The organism is Arthrobacter phoenicis (genome assembly GCF_047238215.1).
Lineage (GTDB): Bacteria > Actinomycetota > Actinomycetes > Actinomycetales > Micrococcaceae > Arthrobacter.
Genome location: NZ_JBDFMK010000001.1, coordinates 1713491 through 1732526, shown reverse-complemented (window position 1 = coordinate 1732526; position 19036 = coordinate 1713491). Strand labels below are relative to the sequence as shown.

The 19036-nt window shown below is 70.9% G+C and carries 15 protein-coding genes; 4 read left to right on the top strand and 11 right to left on the bottom strand.

Annotation, left to right across the window (positions count from 1 at the left end):
• Positions 1-11: 11 nt before the first annotated feature.
• From ABC337_RS08080 to ABC337_RS08055, 6 genes are all read right to left on the bottom strand, one after another.
• On the bottom strand, positions 12-1202 hold the full coding sequence (locus tag ABC337_RS08080; protein ID WP_412884410.1) for an MFS transporter: 1191 nt from the start codon (positions 1200-1202) through the stop codon (positions 12-14).
• Positions 1199-1969 (bottom strand): DeoR/GlpR family DNA-binding transcription regulator, encoded by a 771-nt coding sequence (locus ABC337_RS08075; RefSeq protein ID WP_412884411.1) that lies wholly within the window; start codon positions 1967-1969, stop codon positions 1199-1201. Before ABC337_RS08075 ends, ABC337_RS08080 begins: the two co-directional genes overlap by 4 nt.
• Before the next feature lie 56 nt (positions 1970-2025).
• Positions 2026-3765 (bottom strand): ABC-F family ATP-binding cassette domain-containing protein, encoded by a 1740-nt coding sequence (locus ABC337_RS08070; protein WP_412884412.1) that lies wholly within the window; start codon positions 3763-3765, stop codon positions 2026-2028.
• 57 nt (positions 3766-3822) lie between these two features.
• A complete protein-coding gene (locus ABC337_RS08065) occupies positions 3823-5868 on the bottom strand; it encodes a penicillin-binding transpeptidase domain-containing protein (RefSeq protein ID WP_412884413.1) in 2046 nt (681 codons plus the stop codon).
• A 92-nt stretch (positions 5869-5960) separates the two neighbouring features.
• Entirely contained in the window at positions 5961-6623 is a 663-nt protein-coding gene (locus ABC337_RS08060) for a response regulator (RefSeq protein WP_412884414.1), read from the bottom strand.
• Entirely contained in the window at positions 6620-7894 is a 1275-nt protein-coding gene (locus ABC337_RS08055) for a sensor histidine kinase (protein WP_412884415.1), read from the bottom strand. The genes ABC337_RS08060 and ABC337_RS08055 overlap by 4 nt, the downstream gene beginning before the upstream one ends.
• A gap of 186 nt (positions 7895-8080) precedes the next feature.
• On the opposite strand from ABC337_RS08055, the gene ABC337_RS08050 reads away from it, so the two are divergent.
• Positions 8081-9172 (top strand): ABC transporter permease, encoded by a 1092-nt coding sequence (locus ABC337_RS08050; RefSeq protein ID WP_412884416.1) that lies wholly within the window; start codon positions 8081-8083, stop codon positions 9170-9172.
• 49 nt (positions 9173-9221) lie between these two features.
• A complete protein-coding gene (locus tag ABC337_RS08045) occupies positions 9222-9917 on the top strand; it encodes an ABC transporter ATP-binding protein (RefSeq protein ID WP_412884417.1) in 696 nt (231 codons plus the stop codon).
• A 15-nt stretch (positions 9918-9932) separates the two neighbouring features.
• Here ABC337_RS08045 and ABC337_RS08040 read toward each other — a convergent pair whose 3' ends face one another.
• From ABC337_RS08040 to ABC337_RS08020, 5 genes are all read right to left on the bottom strand, one after another.
• Positions 9933-11393 carry a phytoene desaturase family protein gene (locus tag ABC337_RS08040; RefSeq protein WP_412884418.1) on the bottom strand — a complete coding sequence of 487 codons (1461 nt, stop codon included), beginning with the start codon at positions 11391-11393 and terminating at the stop codon, positions 9933-9935.
• Positions 11386-12861, bottom strand: a complete 1476-nt coding sequence (locus tag ABC337_RS08035) for a glycosyltransferase family 87 protein (protein ID WP_412884419.1) — start codon at positions 12859-12861, stop codon at positions 11386-11388. The genes ABC337_RS08040 and ABC337_RS08035 overlap by 8 nt, the downstream gene beginning before the upstream one ends.
• A 189-nt stretch (positions 12862-13050) precedes the next feature.
• Complete coding sequence (locus ABC337_RS08030) at positions 13051-13191, bottom strand: hypothetical protein (RefSeq protein WP_290257125.1); 141 nt, start codon at positions 13189-13191, stop codon at positions 13051-13053.
• Positions 13192-13917: 726 nt separating this feature from the next.
• Complete coding sequence (locus tag ABC337_RS08025; RefSeq protein WP_412884420.1) at positions 13918-14502, bottom strand: histidine phosphatase family protein; 585 nt, start codon at positions 14500-14502, stop codon at positions 13918-13920.
• Entirely contained in the window at positions 14502-15968 is a 1467-nt protein-coding gene (locus tag ABC337_RS08020; RefSeq protein WP_412884421.1) for a CCA tRNA nucleotidyltransferase, read from the bottom strand. Before ABC337_RS08020 ends, ABC337_RS08025 begins: the two co-directional genes overlap by 1 nt.
• Positions 15969-16187: 219 nt before the next feature.
• Here ABC337_RS08020 and ABC337_RS08015 point away from each other — a divergent pair, with 219 nt between their 5' ends.
• Together ABC337_RS08015 and murJ are read left to right on the top strand one after the other, a co-directional pair.
• A complete protein-coding gene (locus ABC337_RS08015) occupies positions 16188-16691 on the top strand; it encodes an NUDIX hydrolase (RefSeq protein ID WP_377971008.1) in 504 nt (167 codons plus the stop codon).
• A gap of 53 nt (positions 16692-16744) precedes the next feature.
• A complete protein-coding gene (murJ, locus tag ABC337_RS08010) occupies positions 16745-18877 on the top strand; it encodes a murein biosynthesis integral membrane protein MurJ (protein WP_412884422.1) in 2133 nt (710 codons plus the stop codon).
• Positions 18878-19036 lie beyond the last annotated feature (159 nt).

Genomic DNA, 19036 nt, shown 5'->3' with positions numbered 1-19036 from the left:
GGCGGCGTGCCCTACCCGGCGCGGAGCGGCTTCGCGGCGCCCGCCAGCAGCAGCGCCAGCAGGATGGGCGCCCCGATGGCCAGCAGGGCCAGCCTGATGCCGGTCAGGTCGCCCAGGTAGCCGAGCAGCGGAGGCCCGGCCAGGAAGGCGACGTAGCCCAGCGTGGACACCACGGAGACCCGGACGGCGGCGCGGCGCGGGTCGTCCGCCGCGGCGGACATCCCCATTGGGAAGGCCAGGGCGGCCCCCACGCCCCAGAGTGCCGCGCCCCCGGCCGCCACCCAGAGATTGCCGGCGAAGACGAAGAGGGCGAGGCCCGCCGCCGCGGCGCCCATGCTGGCCCGCAGCACCGGCACCCGGCCGTAGCCGTCGATCAGGCGGCCGCCGAACAGGCGCATGGCCGTCATGGCGAGGACGAAGACGGCGAACAACAGCGCCCCGGTCGATTGCGGGGCGCCCAGGCCGTCGACGGCCGCCTTGGCGATCCAGTCGTTGCCGGCCCCCTCGGTCAGGGTGGCGCCGAGGACGACGACGCCGATCAGCACCGTGCGGCCCTCCCGCCAGGCCGAGCCGGCGCGCGGCGCCCCGGCGTCGGCGTCGTGCGCCCCGTCCGCTCCCGCCGCATGGGGGAGGAAGTAGCGTGGCGCCGTCAGCGCCGCGACGACCACAACGGCGGCGATGACCAGCAGGTGGATGGGCAGGCCGATGCCCAACTGGGAGAGCCCGGCGCCGATCAGGGCGCCCACGAAGGCCCCGCCGCTGAACGCGGCGTGGAATTGCGGCATGATGGTGCGGCCCAGTTGGTGTTCGACGTCGGCGCCCTCAATGTTCTGCGAGACGTCCCAGAGCCCGATCCCGATCCCGAAGAAGAACAGCGAGACGGCGGTCCCGGGAATCGACACGGCGTTCAGGGAGACGGCGATGCCGGCGCCGGCGGCGGCCGCGAGCAGCCCGGCGGCCCGGATGGTGTTGGCCGTGCCCAGCCGGTTGACCACCCAGCCGGCGGTCGGCAGGGCCATCAGCGACCCCACGGCCACGCAAAGCAGCAGCGTCCCCATCTGGCCAGAGGTGATGCCCAGGATGTCGGTGACCGCGGGGATCCGGGCGGCCCAGCTGGCGAAGACCAGCCCGTTGATGCCGAAGACCAGGAAGGTGGCCGCGGCCGCCGCCCTGAGGGGTTCGCGGGTCTGAAGCTTGCTCATACGGTTACCACTTCCACACAGTGACGGGCGAGTTCGGCGCGGTCCGCCGGGGTCAGGTCTTTGTCGGTCACCAGGACGTCCACGGCGTCCAGGGCGGCCACCAGCGCGACGGCGCCGGCGTCCCATTTGGCGGCGGAGCAGGCGGCGATCACGCGGGCGGCCGACTCGAGGCCGGCGCGTTTGACGGCGGCGTCCTCCAGGTCGTGGGCGAGCAGGCCGTCGCGCAGGCTCACCGCGCAGGGGGTGACGACGGCGGTGTCGAACCGGAGGGCCCGGACGGTGGACTCGGTCAGCGGGCCGCGGAAGGAGAGCTCTCCGGGGCTCAGGCTGCCGCCGGGCAGCAGCAGCGCCGCCCGCCGGCCCGCCGTGGCGCCGCCGGCAAGGGCGTTGACGGCGGGCAGGGACATGGGCATGACGGTCAGTTCACGGTGTTGCAGCTGCCGGGCCACCTCGGTGGCTGTGGTGCCGCTGTCCAGCCAGACGTGGGTCCGGTCCCGGAGGAGTCCGGCGACGCCGGCGGCAATCCGCGCCTTGGCCTCCTGGTCCTCGAGTTCACGCTGGCCGTATTCGGGGTGCTCGCCGCCCGCGACGAGGCTCTGCGCCCCGCCGTGGACCCGGCGGAGGACGCCGTTGAGGGCGAGGACGTCCAGGTCGCGCCGGATGGTGGCGCCGGAGGCGCCGCACTCGGCCACCAGTTCCTCCACGCTCACGTGGTCGCGGCGGCGCAACAGTTCGCCGATGCGGCGGTGCCGCTGCTCAGTGTTCATGAGCAAACAGTAGCGCTAAATGATCAAATGATCACGGTAACCGCTCAAGTGCGCAGTCAGCGGACCCGGTCCACCCGCTTTTGGTCCCAGACCGGCTCCGCGGATTCGTAGACCTTGCCGTCGGAGCCGAAGACCAGGAAGCGGTCGAAGGTCCGCGCGAACCAGCGGTCGTGGGTCACGGCCAGGACGGTGCCCTCGAAGTGGCCGATCGCCCGTTCCAGCGCCTCGGCTGAGTGCAGGTCCAGGTTGTCTGTGGGCTCGTCGAGCAGCAGCAGGGTGGCGCCGGAGAGCTGCAGCAGCAGGATCTGGAACCGGGCCTGCTGGCCGCCGGAGAGGGACTCGTACTTCTGCTCGGACTGGCCGGCCAGCCCGTAGCCGTCCAGCGCGCCGGCGGCGGCCTCGCGGGCCAGGCCGGAGCGGTGCTCGTCGCCGCGGTGCAGGATCTCCAGCAGGGTCTTGCCCAGGAGGTCCGGCCGGACGTGGGTTTGGGCGAAGAAGCCGGGCCGGATCCGGGCGCCGAGCTTGACCGTGCCCTCGTGCGGGACCTCGGCGATCTCGACAAGCGGCTGCGGCGAGGGCCCCTCCCCGAGCTTGCGAGGGGTGGGAGCCGCAGGCAGCGCGGAGACGGGCAGGTGTTCGCGTTCCGGATCGGTGCCGCCGGTGGCGAGCAGGCGCAGGAAGTGGCTCTTGCCGGAGCCGTTGGAGCCGAGCACGCCCACCCGGTCGCCGAACCAGATCTCGGTGGAGAACGGCTTCATCAGCCCGGTGAGTTCCAGCTTTTCGGCCACGACGGCGCGCTTTGCGGTCCGGCCGCCCTTGAGCCGCATCTGAACGTTTTGCTCGATCGGCAGGGCCTCGGGCGGGCCTGCCTCGAGGAACTTCGCCAGCCGGGTCTGCGCGGCGTGGTACCGGTTGGCCATGTCGGAGCGGAACGCGGCCTTGTTCTTGTACATGTTGACGAGTTCCTTGAGCTTCACGTGCTCCTCGTCCCAGCGCTTGCGGAGCTCCTCGAAGCGGGCGTTGCGGTCCGCACGGGCCTCGACGTAGGAGCCGAAGCCGCCGCCGTGGACCCAGGCGCCGGCGCCGTTGATGCCCGGTTCCAGGGTGACGATGCGGCCGGCGGCGTTGTTCAGCAGCTCGCGGTCGTGGCTGATGAAGAACACGGTCTTCTTCGACTCGTTGAGCTTCGCCTCGAGCCAGCGCTTGCCGGGGACGTCGAGGTAGTTGTCCGGTTCGTCCAGCAGCAGCAGTTCGTCCGGGCCGGCGAAGAGGGCCTCGAGGACCAGCCGCTTCTGTTCGCCGCCGGACAGGCTTGAGGCGGGCCGGTGCTGGGCGCGGTCGAAGGGGAGCCCCAGCGCGGCCATGCAGACCTCGTCCCAGACGGTTTCGACGTCGTACCCGCCGGCGTCGCCCCAGTCGACGATCGCCTGGGCGTACTTCATCTGGGTCGGCTCGTCGTCATGTTCCATCATGGCCAGTTCGGCCTCGTCGACGGCGCGCGCGGCCGCGGCCAGCGCGGGCGGCGCGGCGGAGACCAGCAGGTCCCGGACGGTGGAGTCGTCGCGGACCTGGCCGACGAACTGCCGCATGATGCCCATGTTGCCGGACCGGCCGATCACGCCCTCGTCCGGGGTGAGGTCACCGGCGATGATGCGGAAGAGCGTGGTCTTGCCGGTTCCGTTGGGTCCGATCAGCGCCGTCTTGGTGCCGTCGGGGACCTTGAAGGTCACGCCGTTGAGCAGCTGGGTGCCGTCGGAGAGGAAGTAGTCGATGCCGGAAACGTCAATATGGGCCACGCTTCCATCCTCGCACGGAGCCCCGCGGTCACGGCCGCGGGGCTCCGTGGTGCTGGCCTAGCCGGCGCCGGTCAGGAACTCCTTGAGCAGCGGCCCGGAGGTGGTGGCGCCCAGCCCGCCGTCCTCCACGAAGACGGCGACGGCGAGGTCGCCGTGCGTGGCCACGATCCAGGCGTGGGTCTTCGGCGGGTTGTCCGAGCCGAACTCGGCCGTTCCCGTCTTGGCCCCCACCGGGGCGCCGGGGACGGAGGCGAGGAAGCCGGCGTGCCCGGAGGTGATGACGGCGCGCATCATGTCGGCCAGGGACGCCGCCTCGGCCGGGGTCAGCGGGGTGCCGGAGGCCGTCGGCGCGGCCGTGGAGGTCGCCGTCGACGACGCACCGGAAGAGGCACTCGGCGACCCGCCGGACGACGCCGTCGCGGCGGGAGACGCGGAGCCGGTGGCGGTCGACGTGGTGCCCGCCGTCGTTCCCGGCGTGCCGGCGGCCGCATCAGGGTTCGTGACCAGCACCGGCGACACGGGGGCGCCCTTGGCCACGGAACCGGCCATCACCGCCGCCACGAGCGGGGACAGCAGGACCTTGCCCTGGCCGATCATCGAGGCGGCGTGTTCGGTGCCGCCGGCTTGGCCGGGAACGGACCCCAGGAACGCGGCCGCGCCAAGCTTCGGGGCGTCAACGCCCACACCCAGGGACGCCGCGGTGCTTTCCAGCTGGGCCTGGCTGACCTTGTCGCGGGCGTTGATGAACGCGGTGTTGCAGGAGTGCGCGAAAGCGTCCCGCAGGGCTACCGAGCCCAGCGAGGAAGCAGGGTAGCCCTCCGCGTTCTTGAAGGTCCGGCCGTCCACCTCCAGGGTGGCGGGGCAGTCGACCTTGCTGTCCGGGGTCATGCCGCCGCGGATCAGCGCCAGGGAATCGACGATCTTGAAGATGGAGCCGGGGGCATACTGTCCCAGCATGGCGGTGTCGTAGCCGTTGCTGCCGGGTCCGGACGCTGCGGCCAGCACGGCGCCGCTGGAGGGCCGGAGCGCCACGATCGCGGATGCCGGTCCCACCTTGGCCAGGGTGTCCTCGGCCAGTTGCTGAAGCTTCGGGTCCAGGGTGGTCTTCAGCGGGGTGCCCGGCTTCATGGCGACCTGGAAGAGCATCCGGCGGCCGGCGTTGGGCTGGGCCTGGCGTTGTTCCGCGGTGAGGCCGGGGACCTGGGCGAAGACCTGGACGCCGTCGGTGCCGCGCAGCCGGGCGTCGTACTGCTGCTGCAGGCCGCCGGTGCCGGTGCTGTCCCCGTTCTTGAGCGCCCCGCCGGACGTCTCGATCTGTTCGGCGCTGGCCTCGGCCACGGAGCCGAGGACGGCCCGGGCAAAGGTCCGCGTGGGTGCGAGCGGGAGCGCATCGGCGATGGCCCGGGCACCGGGGATCGCGGCAATCTGCTCGTCCGTGACGGTCCGGCCGTCCTGCCGCAGCGTGATGGCGGCGACGAAGGCCTGCGGGCCGGCGGCCTGCACCTGCTGGGTGTACCCGGCCGGGTCCACGCCCACCAGGGTCGCGAGCTTCGCGGCGGATGCCGCCGGGTCGGCCCCACCGAGGGTGGTCTTGTCGATGCCGACGTTGACCACCGGGCGGGAGGTCACCAGCGGCACGTCCCCGGCACCGAGGATATCGGCCCGCTGCGGCGCCTGCGTGGAGGTGGCCAGCACCTCGGTGTCGGTCAGGCCGGGCGCCAGCAGGTCCGGCTTCCAGACGGTCTGCCAGGTGTTTCCGGCCTTCTTCAGCTGGGCGGAGACGGAGTATTTCCATTCGGATCCGCCGATGGTCCAGCTGATGTCCAGCGGGAGCGTGGCGGTGTCCTTGTCCACGGTGAGGTCGCCGCCGTGGACCGTGGGCTTGGCCGGTTCGAGGGCCTTGAAGGCCTCGTGCAGCCGGTCATTGGCGGCGGAGGAGTCCTTGCCCTGGAACGGGACCGCGCCGACGTCGAGCGCGGAGAGGCCGGAGGCGAGCTTGTTGGCGGCGTCCTGGGCCCCCGAGCGGCCGTCGTCACAGGCCACCAGCGAGGCGGCGAGCACCAGTCCGGTCAGGCCAAAGGTCAGTATGTGTTTTTTCCCCATTCGCGCCATTATGCCCTGAGCCCCGGACATCGCCGTGTCACGCGGCGTCCTGGGGTCCGGAAGTCACCCGAGAGGCGGTGACAGGGGCAGTCTCACCCGCCGGCCGGGCGGATGATGCGGCGTTGCGTCGCCGCGGCGATGGCCGCCGTCCGGTTGTCGACGCCGAGTTTGGCGTAGATGTGCGCCAGGTGGGTCTTCACGGTGGCCTCGGAGATGAACAGTTCCTTGGCGATGGCGCGGTTGGCCAGGCCGGTGGCCAGCAGTTCCAGCAGTTCCAGCTCCCGGGCGGAGAGGACCGGTTCCGGGTTCCGGATCCGGCCGAGCAGCCGCGCCGCGACCTCGGGGGCCAGGGCCGTGCGGCCGGCGGCGGCGGCCAGGACGGCGTCGCGGAGCTGCTCGGGCGGGGCGTCCTTGAGCATGTAGCCGCTGGCGCCGGCCTCCACCGCGGCCAGGATGTCGGCGTCGGAGTCGAAGGTGGTGAGGATCAGGACCGGGGGCGGGGGTGTCCCGGCCGCGCCGGCCCGGATCCGGCCGGTCGCGGTGACCCCGTCCATGCCGGCACCCATCTGCAGGTCCATGAGGACGACGTCGGCCGGTTCGCCGAGGGTGTGAAGCCGGGACAGTTCGGCGATCGCGGCGGCGCCGTCGGCGGCTTCCGCGGCGACGGTGATGCCCTCGCAGCCGGCCAGCATGGCCCGCAGACCTGCGCGGACCACGGGATGGTCATCGACCAGCAGGACACGGATGTCGTTCACGCGGCCGCACCGCCCAGCGGCAGGCGGAGCGCCACCACGGTACCTTCCCCGGGCGCGGACTCGACGGCGAAGGTGCCACCGAGCGCTGCCAGCCGGTCCTGCAGGGAGCGCAGGCCGAAGCCGGAGCCGTCCGGGTGGCCCGCGATGGCCTGCGGGTCAAAGCCCTGGCCGTCGTCGAAGATGTCCATGGTGACCTCCGTGTCGAGGAATCCGAGCGTGACCACGGCCGTGCCGGCGGCGGCGTGGCGGCGGACGTTGGCCAGGCTGGCCTGGGCGGCGCGCAGCAGGGTGGCCTGGTAGGGCCGGGGCAGTTCCACGGGCGTTCCGGTGAGCTCCAGCCGGCAGGCCAGGGGCGTTCCCTGCGCGCCGGCCTCGGCCTCCGTGGTCTCGCAGAGCCGGCGCAGGCTGGTCGGCAGCGATTCGCGTTCCAGGGCGGGCGGCTGCAGCCCGCGGACGAAGTTGCGGGCCTCGGCCAGGTTCCCGGCGGCGGTGGCCTGGACGGTGTGCAGCCGGGCGGCGGCGAGATCCGTATCGCCCGCGGCCAGCGCCTGCTCCGCGGAGCGTCCCATCAGCACGATGCTGGAGAAGCCCTGGGCCAGGGTGTCGTGGATTTCGCGGGCCAGCCGGGCGCGTTCGGCGAGGATGCCGGCGTCGTGTTCGCTGCTGGCCAGCTCGGCGCGGGTGCGCCGGAGTTCCTCCGCCACGCGGCGCTGTTCCTCGGCCTCGGTGTAGAGCGCCCGGTAGGCGAGGCCGGTGACGACGGCGAACGCGGCGCCGAAGCTGGGTCCCAGCACCATCGGCAGCTGCAGCGGCGTCCCGGCGGGCCCGCCGCCGTGGACCCAGAGCGCGGCGATCACCAGGGCGGTGCTGGCGGCGATCGCGGCGAGGGCACCCGCCCGGGGGAGCACCTGCAGCTGGAGGAAGAACAACGGGAAGGCTAGCCACACGAAGTCGGCGCTGCCGGCGATCAGCGCCAGCCAGAGCAGGCACACCAGGGCGAGCCACCAGCGGGCGTGCGGACGCGGGTCAAAGCGCCCGGGCAGCGCCGCGTGCCGCTTCTCCAGGACCGTTCCGGCCAGGTAGACCCCGGCGAGGGCGACGGCCAGGACCAGCTGCAGCCAGGCCGCGCCGCTGCCCAGGCCGCCGGCCAGCAGCCGCGCAATCGCAACCAGCAGGAGCACCGCGAAGCCGACGTGCAGGCTGACGCGCAGCACGCGGAGGATCACCGCCGTACCCGCCGCCCGCCGGGTGTCCCCCGCCTCGCTTTCCATGTCCTCAGCCTAGCTTTGGCACCCTGCCCGGGAGCCCGCCCCGGGCCCTCGGGACACCGTAATCATCCTTTTGGATGACCCGGCGCCCCTCCGATCGTCCCGCCGGGATCATCCGGGCCCCCGATGGAATGGCCGCCGGCCCGGGCCAGAGTGGAAGAAAGGCTTTTCAACCCGCAAAGGACACCCATGTTTCTCGCTCTCCGCGACATCCGCTTCGCCAAGGGCCGCTTCGCCCTGATGGGCGGCGTCGTCGCCCTGATCACCCTGCTGCTGGTGATGCTCTCCGGCCTCACCGCCGGCCTCGGCAACCAGTCCACCTCCGCCATCGCCGCCCTCCCGGCGGACCACATCGTCTTCGGTGCCCCCGCCGGGACCACACCCACCGCCTCCTACACGGAGTCCTCCGTCACCGCGGCCCAGCTGGCCCGCTGGAAGAACCACGACGGCGTCACCTCCGCGGAGCCGCTGGGCATCAGCCAGACCCGGCTGCAGGCCGTCGCCCCGGGCGGGGATCCCGCCGGGTCGGCGAATGTCGCCGTCTTCGGCGTGACCGGGGACGGCACGCTCGCCCCCGCCCCCGTGGCCGAGGGCACCGCAGTGATCGGGGCCGGCCTGGCCAAGGACCTGGACCTCGCGCCGGGACGCCGGATCAGCGTGGGCGGCAGCTCCCTGGCCGTCGCCGCCGTGGTCCCGGACCAGTGGTACTCGCACACCGCCGTGGTCTGGACCTCCCTGGCGGACTGGCGCACCCTCTCGCACCTGACGGACCCGGCCGCCGTGGCCACGGTCCTGGCCGTGAGCACCTCGACCGGGACGGACCTCGGTACCGCCGACGCCGCCGCGGGAACCGTCAGCACCACCCGCGACGGCTCCTTCCAGGCCCTCGGCTCCTACCGCAGCGAAAACGGTTCCCTGCTGCTGATGCAGTCGTTCCTCTACGGGATCAGCGCCCTTGTGGTGGCCGCCTTCCTGACCGTGTGGACCGTGCAGCGGACCCGTGACATCGCCGTCCTCAAGGCCCTCGGCGGATCCACCCGGTACATCCTCCGGGACGCCATGGTCCAGGCCGCAGCGGTGCTGGCCGCGGGGGCCCTGGCCGGCGGCGCCGCGGGCGTGCTCTGCGGACTGCTCGCCGGGAAGGCCGCGCCGTTCCTCACCGGCCCGGCCACCACGCTGCTGCCCGTCGCCGGCGTCGTGGTCCTGGGACTCGCCGCTTCAGTCCTCGCGGTCCGCGGCGTCACCCGGGTGGACCCGCTGCTGGCCCTCGGCGGCAACTGACTTCTCCCACCGGCACCAAACCCCTAAACATTCCTCGAAAGGCATATTCATGAAGTCCGTCCTCAGCCTCCGCGACGTCACCCTGGACTACCCCGACGGCGGCACCACGCTGCGCGCCCTGGACCGGGTCAGCCTGGACCTGGCCGCGGGCACGTTCGTGGCGCTTCTGGGTCCCTCCGGATCCGGGAAGTCTTCGCTGCTGGCGGTGGCCGCCACCCTGATCCGCCCAAGCTCCGGCACAGTCCTGGTGGCCGGCCAGGACGCGGGGTCACTGACCGACGCGGGTCGTTCCGCGCTGCGCCGGGACCGGATCGGGATCATCTTCCAGCAGCCCAACCTGCTGCCCTCCCTGGCCGCCGTGGAACAACTGCTCCTGGCCGCGCACCTGCGCGGAGAACAGCCGCGGCAGGCCCGGGAGCGTGCGGGGACGCTGCTGGACCGCGTGGGCCTGGCAGCCGCCGGGGACCGCCGGCCGCACCAGCTTTCCGGCGGTCAGCGGCAGCGCGTCAACATCGCCCGGGCCCTGATGGCCGATCCCGCCCTGCTGCTGGTGGACGAGCCGACGGCGGCGCTGGACCAGCAGCGCAGCGGGGACATCGTCCGGTTGCTGCGGGAGGTCACCGATGAGTTCGGCGTCGCGACGCTGATGGTCACGCACGACGCGGACCTGGTGCCGCACACGGACGCCGTCGCCTCGATGGCAGACGGTCGGCTCTCACTCGGCGCCCTGCAGAGCGCGCAGTAGCCGGCAGGGCGCGCACTAGCCGGCGGCCGCGTCCCCCACCGGGCCAAGCCCGGGAACCGGGAGACCGAAGACGTCCCGGAGCGCGTGCCGGGCGGCGTGGAAGCCCGGCATGCCGGTCACGCCGGGCCCGGGCGGGGTGGCCGAGGAGCAGAGATAGAGCCCGCGGACGGGGGTCCGCCACGGGACGGGCCGGAAGACCGGACGGGCCAGCAGACCGCGCAGGTCCATGGCCCCGGCGCTGAAGTCCCCGCCGACGTAGTTTTCGTTGTAGGCGCCAAGGTCCGCCGCCGTGGTCACCCGCTGGTCCACGATCAGGTCCCTGAAACCGGGGGCGAAACGCTCCAGCTGGGCCGTGACCGCGGCACCCATGTCCACGGTGGAACCGGCCGGGACGTGGCAGTAGGTCCAGAGGATGTGCCGGCCTGCGGGGGCGCGGCCGGCATCAAAGGTGGAGGGCTGGGAAACCAGGACGTAGGGCCGCTCCGGGTGCTGCCCGGCGGCCACCAGGTGCTCGGCCTCGGCGGTTTCGGCCCGGGTTCCGCCGACGTGGACCGTGCCGGCCCCGGCGAGCTCGGAGGCGGCCCAGGGGACCGGGCCGGACAGGATGTAGTCCACCTTGCAGGCGCCGTTGCCGAACCGGTAGTCCTCCAGCGCGCGGCGGTAACGGGCCGGGAGCCGGTTGCCGGCGATCCGCAGCAGCCCGGGCGGGGCCACGTCGAAGAGGGTGGCCCGGACCGGCGGCAGATCCGTCAGGGCATCGATCCGGTTGCCGGTGTGGATCCGGCCGCCGTGCGCTTCTATGTCGGCGATCATCGCCTGCGCGATGGACGCTGAACCGCCCACCGGAATGGGCCAGCCCGCGGCGTGTCCCAGGGCACCGAGGACCAAGCCGGCGCCAGCGGCCGGGAGAGTGGGCAGCGGGGCGACGGCGTGGGCGGCCACCCCGGTCAGGAGCGCGGGGGCGAGATCCTCACGGAACCGGACGTCCCACAGCCGGGTGCCCTGTTCGAAGGTGCGCAGGCCGAAGAAGGCCGCGGCGACGGGGTCCCGGGGGATCCGCAGCAGCTGGTTGAGGGCAACATCCATGACTCCCTCGAGGCGTTGCAGCAGCGGGGTCATCAGCCGCCGGTACGCAGCGCCGTCGCGGCCCAGGGCGGCTGCCGTGCGCTCCAGGGAGCGGTATCCCAGCGCGGCCCTGCCGCCGTCGAGGGGTGCGCCGTGGGAGAGCCCGGGGGTCACGACGTCGATCCGTCGGGAGAGCCCGAACCCGCGGAAGAACGGCGAGGCCAGCGCCATGGGGTGAACGGCCGAGCATACGTCGTGCAGGTGGCCCGGTTCCATCAGTTCCATGGTCCGGAGGCCGCCGCCGGGGGTTGGAGCGGCCTCGTAGACGTCGACGGCGAGGCCCGCGCGGGCCATGGTCACGGCCGCGGCGAGGCCGTTGGGGCCCGCTCCCACCACTGCGACGTCAGGCATCGGTGCTCACCTTCGCCTTTCGCCACGGCAGGACCGAGTTCGCCGGGTGCCGGAGGTCAATCCTCAGCCGGTCCGCGGCGCCGTCGAAGGGACCTCCGTGGGGATCGTCCATGCGCTGCCGGCGGATGATGTCCAGGTCCGGCTCGACGATGTCCCAGGCCACCCGCGCCATCAGGTATGCCGTGGCCAGCATGTGCGCGACGACGGCCAGGACGTAGTAGGGCATGTCGATGTTGTGCTGTGAGGGGCCGCCGCTGGTGACCTGTCCCAGGAACATCCACACGGCCGCCCAGTGCAGTCCCTCGATGGCCTGCCAGATGAGGAAGTCGCGCCACCGCGGCCGCGCCAGGGCCAAGAGCGGGATCAGCCAGATGACGAACTGGGGCGAGTAGACCTTGTTGGTCAGGATGAAGGCGGCCACGATCAGGAAGACCAGCTGCGCCAGGCGGGGACGGCGCGGGGCGGCCAGGGCCAGCAACGCGATCAGCACGCACGCGGCCAGGAACAGGTCCATGGCCAGGGAATTGATGACGGCCGCCTCCAGCGGCTTCCAACCGAGCCGGCCGGCCACCAGGTTGTACGCGAACCAGGGTGAGCTGTAGCCGGCAGGCCGGGACTCGGTGAACTGGTAGAAGTACTTCCATCCCGCTGGGTCTGCCAGCAGGGCGGGAAGGTTCACGGCAAGCCACGCCGCCGCGGCAGCCCCGGCGGTGGTGAGGAACGCCCGGATCCGTCCGGTACGCAGCGCGAGCACCAGGATGGCGCCCAGGATCAGCAGCGGGTAGAGCTTGGTAGCGGTGCCCAGCCCGATGCAGATGCCGGCCAGGACCAGGTGGTTTCGGGAGAAGAAGTACATGGCAAGGGCCAGGAACCCCACGGCCCACATGTCCCAGTTGATGAATCCGGCCAGGATAATGCCGGGGGCGAGCGCCACCATGGCGGCGTCCCAGGGCCGCCGGCCGGCCGTACGGGCGGTGACGAGCACGACGACGATCCAGACGGCCACCACCAGGGTGGCATTGACGTCGAAGTACGCGAGGACCCGGCCGGCGCCGGTTCCCGAGCCGGGTACCAGAAGGGCGGTGGCCCCCGCGATGAAGCCCATCAGGACCGGGTATTCGAAGTAGCTGCCGGCGGTGACGAACGGGAAGGCGCCGTTGCCCAGTCCGCGGTTCCGGAAGAGTTCGGGGAAGTCGGAGTAGCAGGTGGCGTAGAACTGGCCGGGGGATTCCCAGCCGTTGCTCCGGCAGTAGCCCTTGACCAGGAGTGCCAGCAGCGCAGCCAGGACTGTCAGGATTCCGAGGACCCGCGGGACGGTGAAGAAGCCGGGTGAGACGACGCCGGGCGCGGCGCGGTGCCCCATGGGGCCGCCGATCAGTTCGGTGAAATTCCGTAGCAGCCGGTCACTTCGGCTGGGAACCACCAGTCGGCTCCTCCGGTGCTGGTCCGGCGGCATTGTCTCCTGCATGCCATGAGCTTACCGGGGGTTCGCGGCAGCCGGACGTGGCCGTGGGGGCGACGGGCGGCCGGTTAAACGGGGGAGCCCACGCGTTGCCGCGTGGGCTCCTGGCGGGTAGCTCGGAATGGTCGATCTCATGGGTCCTCCTCTGATGGCTGCTGCGGTGTGCGTGACCTGGGCGGTCGGGGCAGCAGCGAATCAGCGGATCAGGCCCATCTGGTGCAGCGTCAGGTAGACGTCTTCACGCCGCTGTTCCAGCAGCTGGGCGTTGAACTGCGTCCGTTCCTTGCGGCCGGGCCGCGGACGGAAGACCGGCACGCGGGGGAGCTGTCGTTTCATGGGTTTCACCTCCCTACGGAGGGTCGGGGTGGAAGTCTGGGCGGGATTCGGCCGGAGCGGCAACGCTCCGGGGTGCGGTGTGGGGCGGGTCAGGGACGGAACGGCAGACACGTGTACTCCAAGGATGAAGAGGGAAGGAATTTCCGGGATATTTGGGCATGACAAATAGACCCCGGATGAATTGCAGATAATTCACTAAAAGGGCAGCAAAAGTAGAGCCGTTTTAGTGCGTGAATTCGCCAAGCGAAGAATGCCGCCACTGAGCGTGAAAGATGCACCGCCGGGAAGCAGAGTTCCGAATTGTGGTGCCGCGCGTTGTGATTGCCTGGCAGGGCGAGGGTGATGAAGAAGGAGGCTTTACCGGCAACTGACCCGCGCGGGCCCGCGCCGTCCCTGATGCGGGAGGAGTCGGGCTAGCGGCGGTTCTGCGATCCCGGCGCGTGGCCGGCGATCAGCGGAATCAGCAGGTGTGCATTCCAAAATTCGGGCGCCAGGCAACAACGGAGGCCGGGTTGGCGGTGAGGGTGAACATCCATCCGCGAGTCAAAGTAATCATTTTCCCAACCTCCTTTTCTGTTGTGCCATCGCTCCGGCTGACAGGCCGGGCGGTGAGCGCCGATACCCCGGCGGGACGCCTCTGGGGTTGGAAATAAAACTACATGATGAATGCAGTGCTTGACTACTAAATCCATAAAGTTTTATGGAAAAACTTTTAGGGGACCGGGTTTAGAGGCCCCAGCGCACCACTGCGGGGGTCTTTTTATCCCAGCCGAGCGTGCAAACCTTGGCGGTACCCAGGACGAAATGCCGTCCCTCGTGGGCGTCCAGTCCCAGCCACCGGGCGGTGAGGATGCGGGAGAAATGCCCGTGCGCCACGACCAGGACGTTGTCGAGGCCGGACTCCAGCACCCGGGCCACGATCTTGTCCGCCCGGGCCGCGACGTCGTCGAGGGATTCACCGTTCGGCACGCCGTGCGTCCAGATCAGGTAGTCGGGGTTGTCCTTGCGGATCAGGTCCGAGCTGATGCCCTCGTAGTCGCCGTAGTCCCACTCCACCGCCAGCGGTTCCAGCCGGGCGTCGGGGAAACCGGCCAGTTCGGCGGTGCGGCGGGCGCGGCGCAGCGGCGAGGTGAGCACCAGGTCAAAGTCGACCCCGTCCAGGACCTTGCGGGCCTCGACGGCCTGCTGCTCGCCCTCCACCGTGAGGGGAAGGTCCGTCAGGCCCGTGTACTGGCCGCTCTTGGACCATTCGGTCTCGCCGTGGCGGAGGATCCAGAGCTGGGGGCGGGGACCGTTGGCGGGTGCGGGCATTAGGACTCCTCAGAGGGTGCGACGGCGGCGGATTCCGGCTGTGCCGCCCACCATTCCAGCAGTTTGGCTTCGGCGGCGGCGGGCTCGAGCGGCCCGTTCTCCATCCGTTCTTCCAGCAGGTACTTGTAGGCGCGCCCGACGACGGGTCCCGGCTTGAGGCCCAGCAGGGCCATGATGGCGCCGCCGTCGAGGTCCGGGCGGACCGCCTCCAGCGATTCCCGCTCGCGCAGCTCGGCGATCCGCGCCTCGAGGTCGTCGTAGGCGAACGCGAGGCGCTCGGCCTTGCGCTGGTTGCGGGTGGTCACGTCGGAGCGGGTAAGCCGGTGCAGCCGCTCCAGGAGGGGGCCGGCGTCGGTGACGTAGCGGCGGACGGCGGAATCGCTCCAGCCGGCGTCGCCGTACCCGTAGAAGCGCATGTGCAGCTCCACCAGGCGCGCCACGGCCTTAATGGTGTCGTTGTCGAAACGAAGCGTCTTCATCCGCTTTGCGGTCAGCTTCGACCCCACCATGTCGTGGTGCCGGAAGCTCACCGCCCCGCCCGCCTCGAAGCGCCGGGTGGCCGGCTTGCCGACGTCGTGCATCAGGGCCGCGAACCGCAGCACGAAGTCGGGCCCCGGGACGGGGCCGTCGGCGCCGGCCTCCAGGCCCGCGGCCTGCTCCAGGACCTGCAACGAGTGCTGGTAGACGTCCTTGTGGCGGTGGTGCTCATCCGATTCGAGCCGGAGCGCGGACACCTCGGGCAGCACGTATTCGGCCAGGCCGGTGTCCACCAGGAGATCGACGCCGGTCCTCGGCTGGGCGGCGCAGATGAGCTTGACCAGCTCGTCGCGGACCCGCTCGTTGGAAATGATCTTGATCCGCTCCGCCATGGCGGTCATGGCGCGGCGGACGTCGGGGTGGACGGTCACGCCCAGCTGCGCGGCGAAGCGGGCCGCCCGCATCATCCGCAGCGGGTCGTCCGAGAAGGAGTCCTCGGGCGAGCCTGGCGTGGACAGCGTGGAGGCGTGCAGGTCGCGGACCCCGCCGAACGGGTCCACCAGTTCCATCGAGGGCAGCCGCAGGGCCATGGCGTTGATGGTGAAGTCGCGGCGCAAAAGGTCATCGGTCAGGGACGATCCGAACGCCACCACGGGCTTCCGCGACTCTGGGTCGTAGGCCTCGGCCCGGTAGGTGGTGATCTCGATCTGGAACCCAGCCTTGCGCATCCCGATGGTGCCGAAGGCGCGCCCGATCTCCCAGAAGTTGTCGGCCCATTTCTTGATCAGGGCGACGGTCTGGTCCGGGGTGGCGTCGGTGGTGAAGTCCAGGTCCGGCGATTCGCGGCCCAGGAAGAGGTCCCGCACCGGGCCGCCGACCAGGGAGAGTTCGTGGCCGGCATCGGCGAAACGCCGCCCCAGCTCAAGGACCACCGGGTCAACCTGGAAATCGACGGGGTGGGACTCGGTCTGGTGATGTGGGTGCGACATAGTCTCTTAAGCTTGTCAGAAATCCCCGCCAGCACCACACCGGGACGGACCGGGGACACCGGCCCGGCCGCGGCGGCCCGCGGGGGCGGCCCGAATCCGATTTTCCCGCCGTCCACTTTCCCGTCACGTTTAGGTCATCAAGTCCGGGCAAGAGTAGTTAGAGTGGACTTTATGGCCCACCCCGTACCGAGCGCTCCCGGCAGGAGGACGAACGCACCGTTGCCCTCGGCAATCGGTGGCAACGTCGCGCCGGCGCAGCAGCACGCGGGCCAGGCCTCCCTGCCTACCGTGGAGGAAGTTTCCGCGGGCGGCGTCGTGGTGGACACGTCCGACGCCGAACTGCGCGTGGCGATCATCGCCCGGCTCAACCGCGGCGGCCGCCTCGAGTGGTGCCTGCCGAAGGGCCACCCGGAGGGCAAGGAAAGCAACGAGGAAGCCGCCGTCCGCGAGATCGCCGAGGAGACCGGCATCGAGGGCAAGATCCTCGCCCCGCTGGGCAGCATCGACTACTGGTTCACCGTCAGCGGGCACCGGGTGCACAAGACGGTCCACCACTATCTGTTGCAGGCCACCGGCGGCGAACTGACCATTGAGAACGATCCCGATCAGGAAGCCGTGGACGTGGCCTGGGTGCCGCTGACGGAACTGGCCCGGAAATTGTCCTTCCCGAATGAGCGGCGCATCGCCGACCTCGCCCGCGAAGTCCTTCCCGACCACCGCTAGGACCACGTCCGTACAGGCCGTGGTTGCGCCTATTCGGCCGCCCGGGTGAGACGATGAGAAGGATGTCTGCCGCCCAGCCCCAGCCCGAGAAGTCCGCACCCTCCGAAGCCGCCGCCCCCCAGGCCGCCCGCGCAGGAGAAGCCCGGTCCAGCGCCATCATGGCCGCCGGGACCCTGGTTTCGCGGTTCCTCGGTTTCGCCAAGACCTGGATGCTGGCGCTGGCCCTGGGCCTCGGCTCGACGGTCACCGACACGTTCATCAATGCCAACAACCTTCCCAACCTGATCTTCCTGCTGGTTGCCGGCGGTGTCTTCAACGCTGTCCTGGTCCCGCAGATCATCAAGGCCAGCAAGGGACCGGACCGCGGCGCCGACTACATCAGCCGCCTGCTCACCCTTGCCGTCGTCGTGCTGCTGTCCCTGACGCTGCTGGTGACGCTGCTGGCGCCCACGGTGATCGACCTGACCACCCAGGGATATTCGCCGCAGCAGAAGTCCCTGGCCGTGGCGTTCGCGTTCTGGTGCCTGCCGCAGATCTTCTTCTATGGCCTCTACGCACTGCTGACCCAGGTCCTGAACGCCAATGGCGCGTTCGGGCCTGCCATGTGGGCACCGATCCTGAACAACGTCGTCGCCATCGCGGGCCTCGGCATGTTCATCTGGATCCTCGGCACCAACGAGGCCAACCCGCACACGCTGGACAACTGGGGATCCTTCCAGACGTTGCTGGTGGCCGGGTTCTCCACCATCGGCGTCGTGGCGCAGACGGCCATCCTGATGATTCCCGTGCTCCGGCTCCGGCTGGGGCTGCGTCCCCGTTTCGGCTGGCGCGGCGTGGGGCTGGGCCAGGCCGCCAAGCTCAGTGTGTGGACGCTGGCGACGGCGGCCGTGGGGCAGCTGGGATTCCTCTACATCATGCGCATCGCGACCATCCCCGGCGCGGAACGCCTCCGTCTCCAGGCCGAAGGACAGACCGAGGCAGCCGCCACGCTTCCCGGCAACGCCGTGCTGGAGGTAGCCAGCCAGCTGTACCTGCTCCCGCACTCGATCATCGCGCTCTCGCTCGCCACGGTGCTCTTCAACCGGATGACCCGCGCCTCCCAGGACGGGGACCGGGCCGGTCTCCGCCGCGCGCTCAGCCACGGCCTGCGCACCATGGCGGTGGCCACGGTCTTCGGTGCGCTGGCCCTCTTCGCGCTGGCCGGGCCGCTGGGCATGTTCTTCTCCGGCGGTGACCGGCAGGACGGGGTCATGCTGGCCCAGACCCTGACCATCCTGGCCCTGAGCACGCCGTTCATGAGCGCCAACTTCATGATGTCCCGGGTGTTCTACGCCAACGAGAACGCCCGCACCCCGTTCTTCATCCAGCTGGTCCTGGCCCTGGTGAACGTGGTGGCGGCCTTCTTCATCCAGTTCCTGCCCTACGACCGGATTATCTTCGCCATCGCGCTCCTCTACACCGGCGGCAACATCCTCTCTGTGGTCGTCAGCGCCGGCTTCCTGCGGCGGCTCCTGGGCCACCTGGACGGACCGCGTGTCGCCAGTTCTTACATCAAGATGGGCTACGCGGCCCTCGGTTCGGCCATCGCGGGGACCGGCGCCCTGTGGCTGCTGGGCAGCTACAACCCGGACGGTTTCGCCTGGAGCGGCCGGATCGCCGCCCTGGTGACCGTCGCCGTCGTCGGCCCCATCATGCTGGCCGTCTACTTAGTGCTGCTGCGGGTGCTGCGGGTGAGCGAGCTCCAGGACCTGCTGCAGCCGCTGCTGGGCCGGCTGCGCCGCCGCCCGGCCGTTGCGGGTGCGGCAGGCGCCGCGGGGACCGGGGCGGATGTCACGGGCGAGGCTGCAGCCGGGTCGGGCGAGGAAGTGGCCGGGGAGGTTCCGGCGGCGCGGACCGCACAGGTCCGGACGGTTCCCCAGCGGGCCACCACCTCACTGGACACCGGCCTCATCCCGCGGATCTCGGGAGAGTTCGATTCAGCGTCCTTCCGTGTGGGTCCCGACGTCCGCGAGGAGGACACCACCAGGTGGGGCCCCGACGGCGGATACCTGCCCGAGGAGGAACGGCCCGCCACATCGCGGGGCGGGGCGGGCCGGACGGAGATTCCGCTGCCGGGCCGCCGCACCTACCAGGGCGACCCCGGACGGAACCCGTACTTCCCGGACGGGCAGGGCAACAAAAAGTAAGCCGCACCCCGAACGGAGGCCGGGGTCACCGGGCGCAACACCAGCATCAGTTAGGATCGAAGACTAACAAGGGGAGTTGCAGACCTGGGGTCCACCGGCTTTACCGGGGGCCGTCGTTGACCGTTGACGTCACCGGGCCGGCAGTTCCGGACAGCCTAG

Bases quoted from the DNA above. Each gene is read 5' to 3' on its own strand.
- ABC337_RS08080 (WP_412884410.1), bottom strand. From the start codon at position 1,202: ATGAGCAAGCTTCAGACCCGCGAACCCCTCAGGGCGGCGGCCGCGGCC.
- ABC337_RS08075 (WP_412884411.1), bottom strand. From the start codon at position 1,969: ATGAACACTGAGCAGCGGCACCGCCGCATCGGCGAACTGTTGCGCCGC.
- ABC337_RS08065 (WP_412884413.1), bottom strand. From the start codon at position 5,868: ATGGGGAAAAAACACATACTGACCTTTGGCCTGACCGGACTGGTGCTC.
- ABC337_RS08055 (WP_412884415.1), bottom strand. From the start codon at position 7,894: ATGGAAAGCGAGGCGGGGGACACCCGGCGGGCGGCGGGTACGGCGGTG.
- ABC337_RS08050 (WP_412884416.1), top strand. From the start codon at position 8,081: ATGTTTCTCGCTCTCCGCGACATCCGCTTCGCCAAGGGCCGCTTCGCC.
- ABC337_RS08045 (WP_412884417.1), top strand. From the start codon at position 9,222: ATGAAGTCCGTCCTCAGCCTCCGCGACGTCACCCTGGACTACCCCGAC.
- ABC337_RS08040 (WP_412884418.1), bottom strand. From the start codon at position 11,393: ATGCCTGACGTCGCAGTGGTGGGAGCGGGCCCCAACGGCCTCGCCGCG.
- ABC337_RS08035 (WP_412884419.1), bottom strand. From the start codon at position 12,861: ATGCAGGAGACAATGCCGCCGGACCAGCACCGGAGGAGCCGACTGGTG.
- ABC337_RS08030 (WP_290257125.1), bottom strand. From the start codon at position 13,191: ATGAAACGACAGCTCCCCCGCGTGCCGGTCTTCCGTCCGCGGCCCGGC.
- ABC337_RS08025 (WP_412884420.1), bottom strand. From the start codon at position 14,502: ATGCCCGCACCCGCCAACGGTCCCCGCCCCCAGCTCTGGATCCTCCGC.
- ABC337_RS08020 (WP_412884421.1), bottom strand. From the start codon at position 15,968: ATGTCGCACCCACATCACCAGACCGAGTCCCACCCCGTCGATTTCCAG.
- murJ (WP_412884422.1), top strand. From the start codon at position 16,745: ATGAGAAGGATGTCTGCCGCCCAGCCCCAGCCCGAGAAGTCCGCACCC.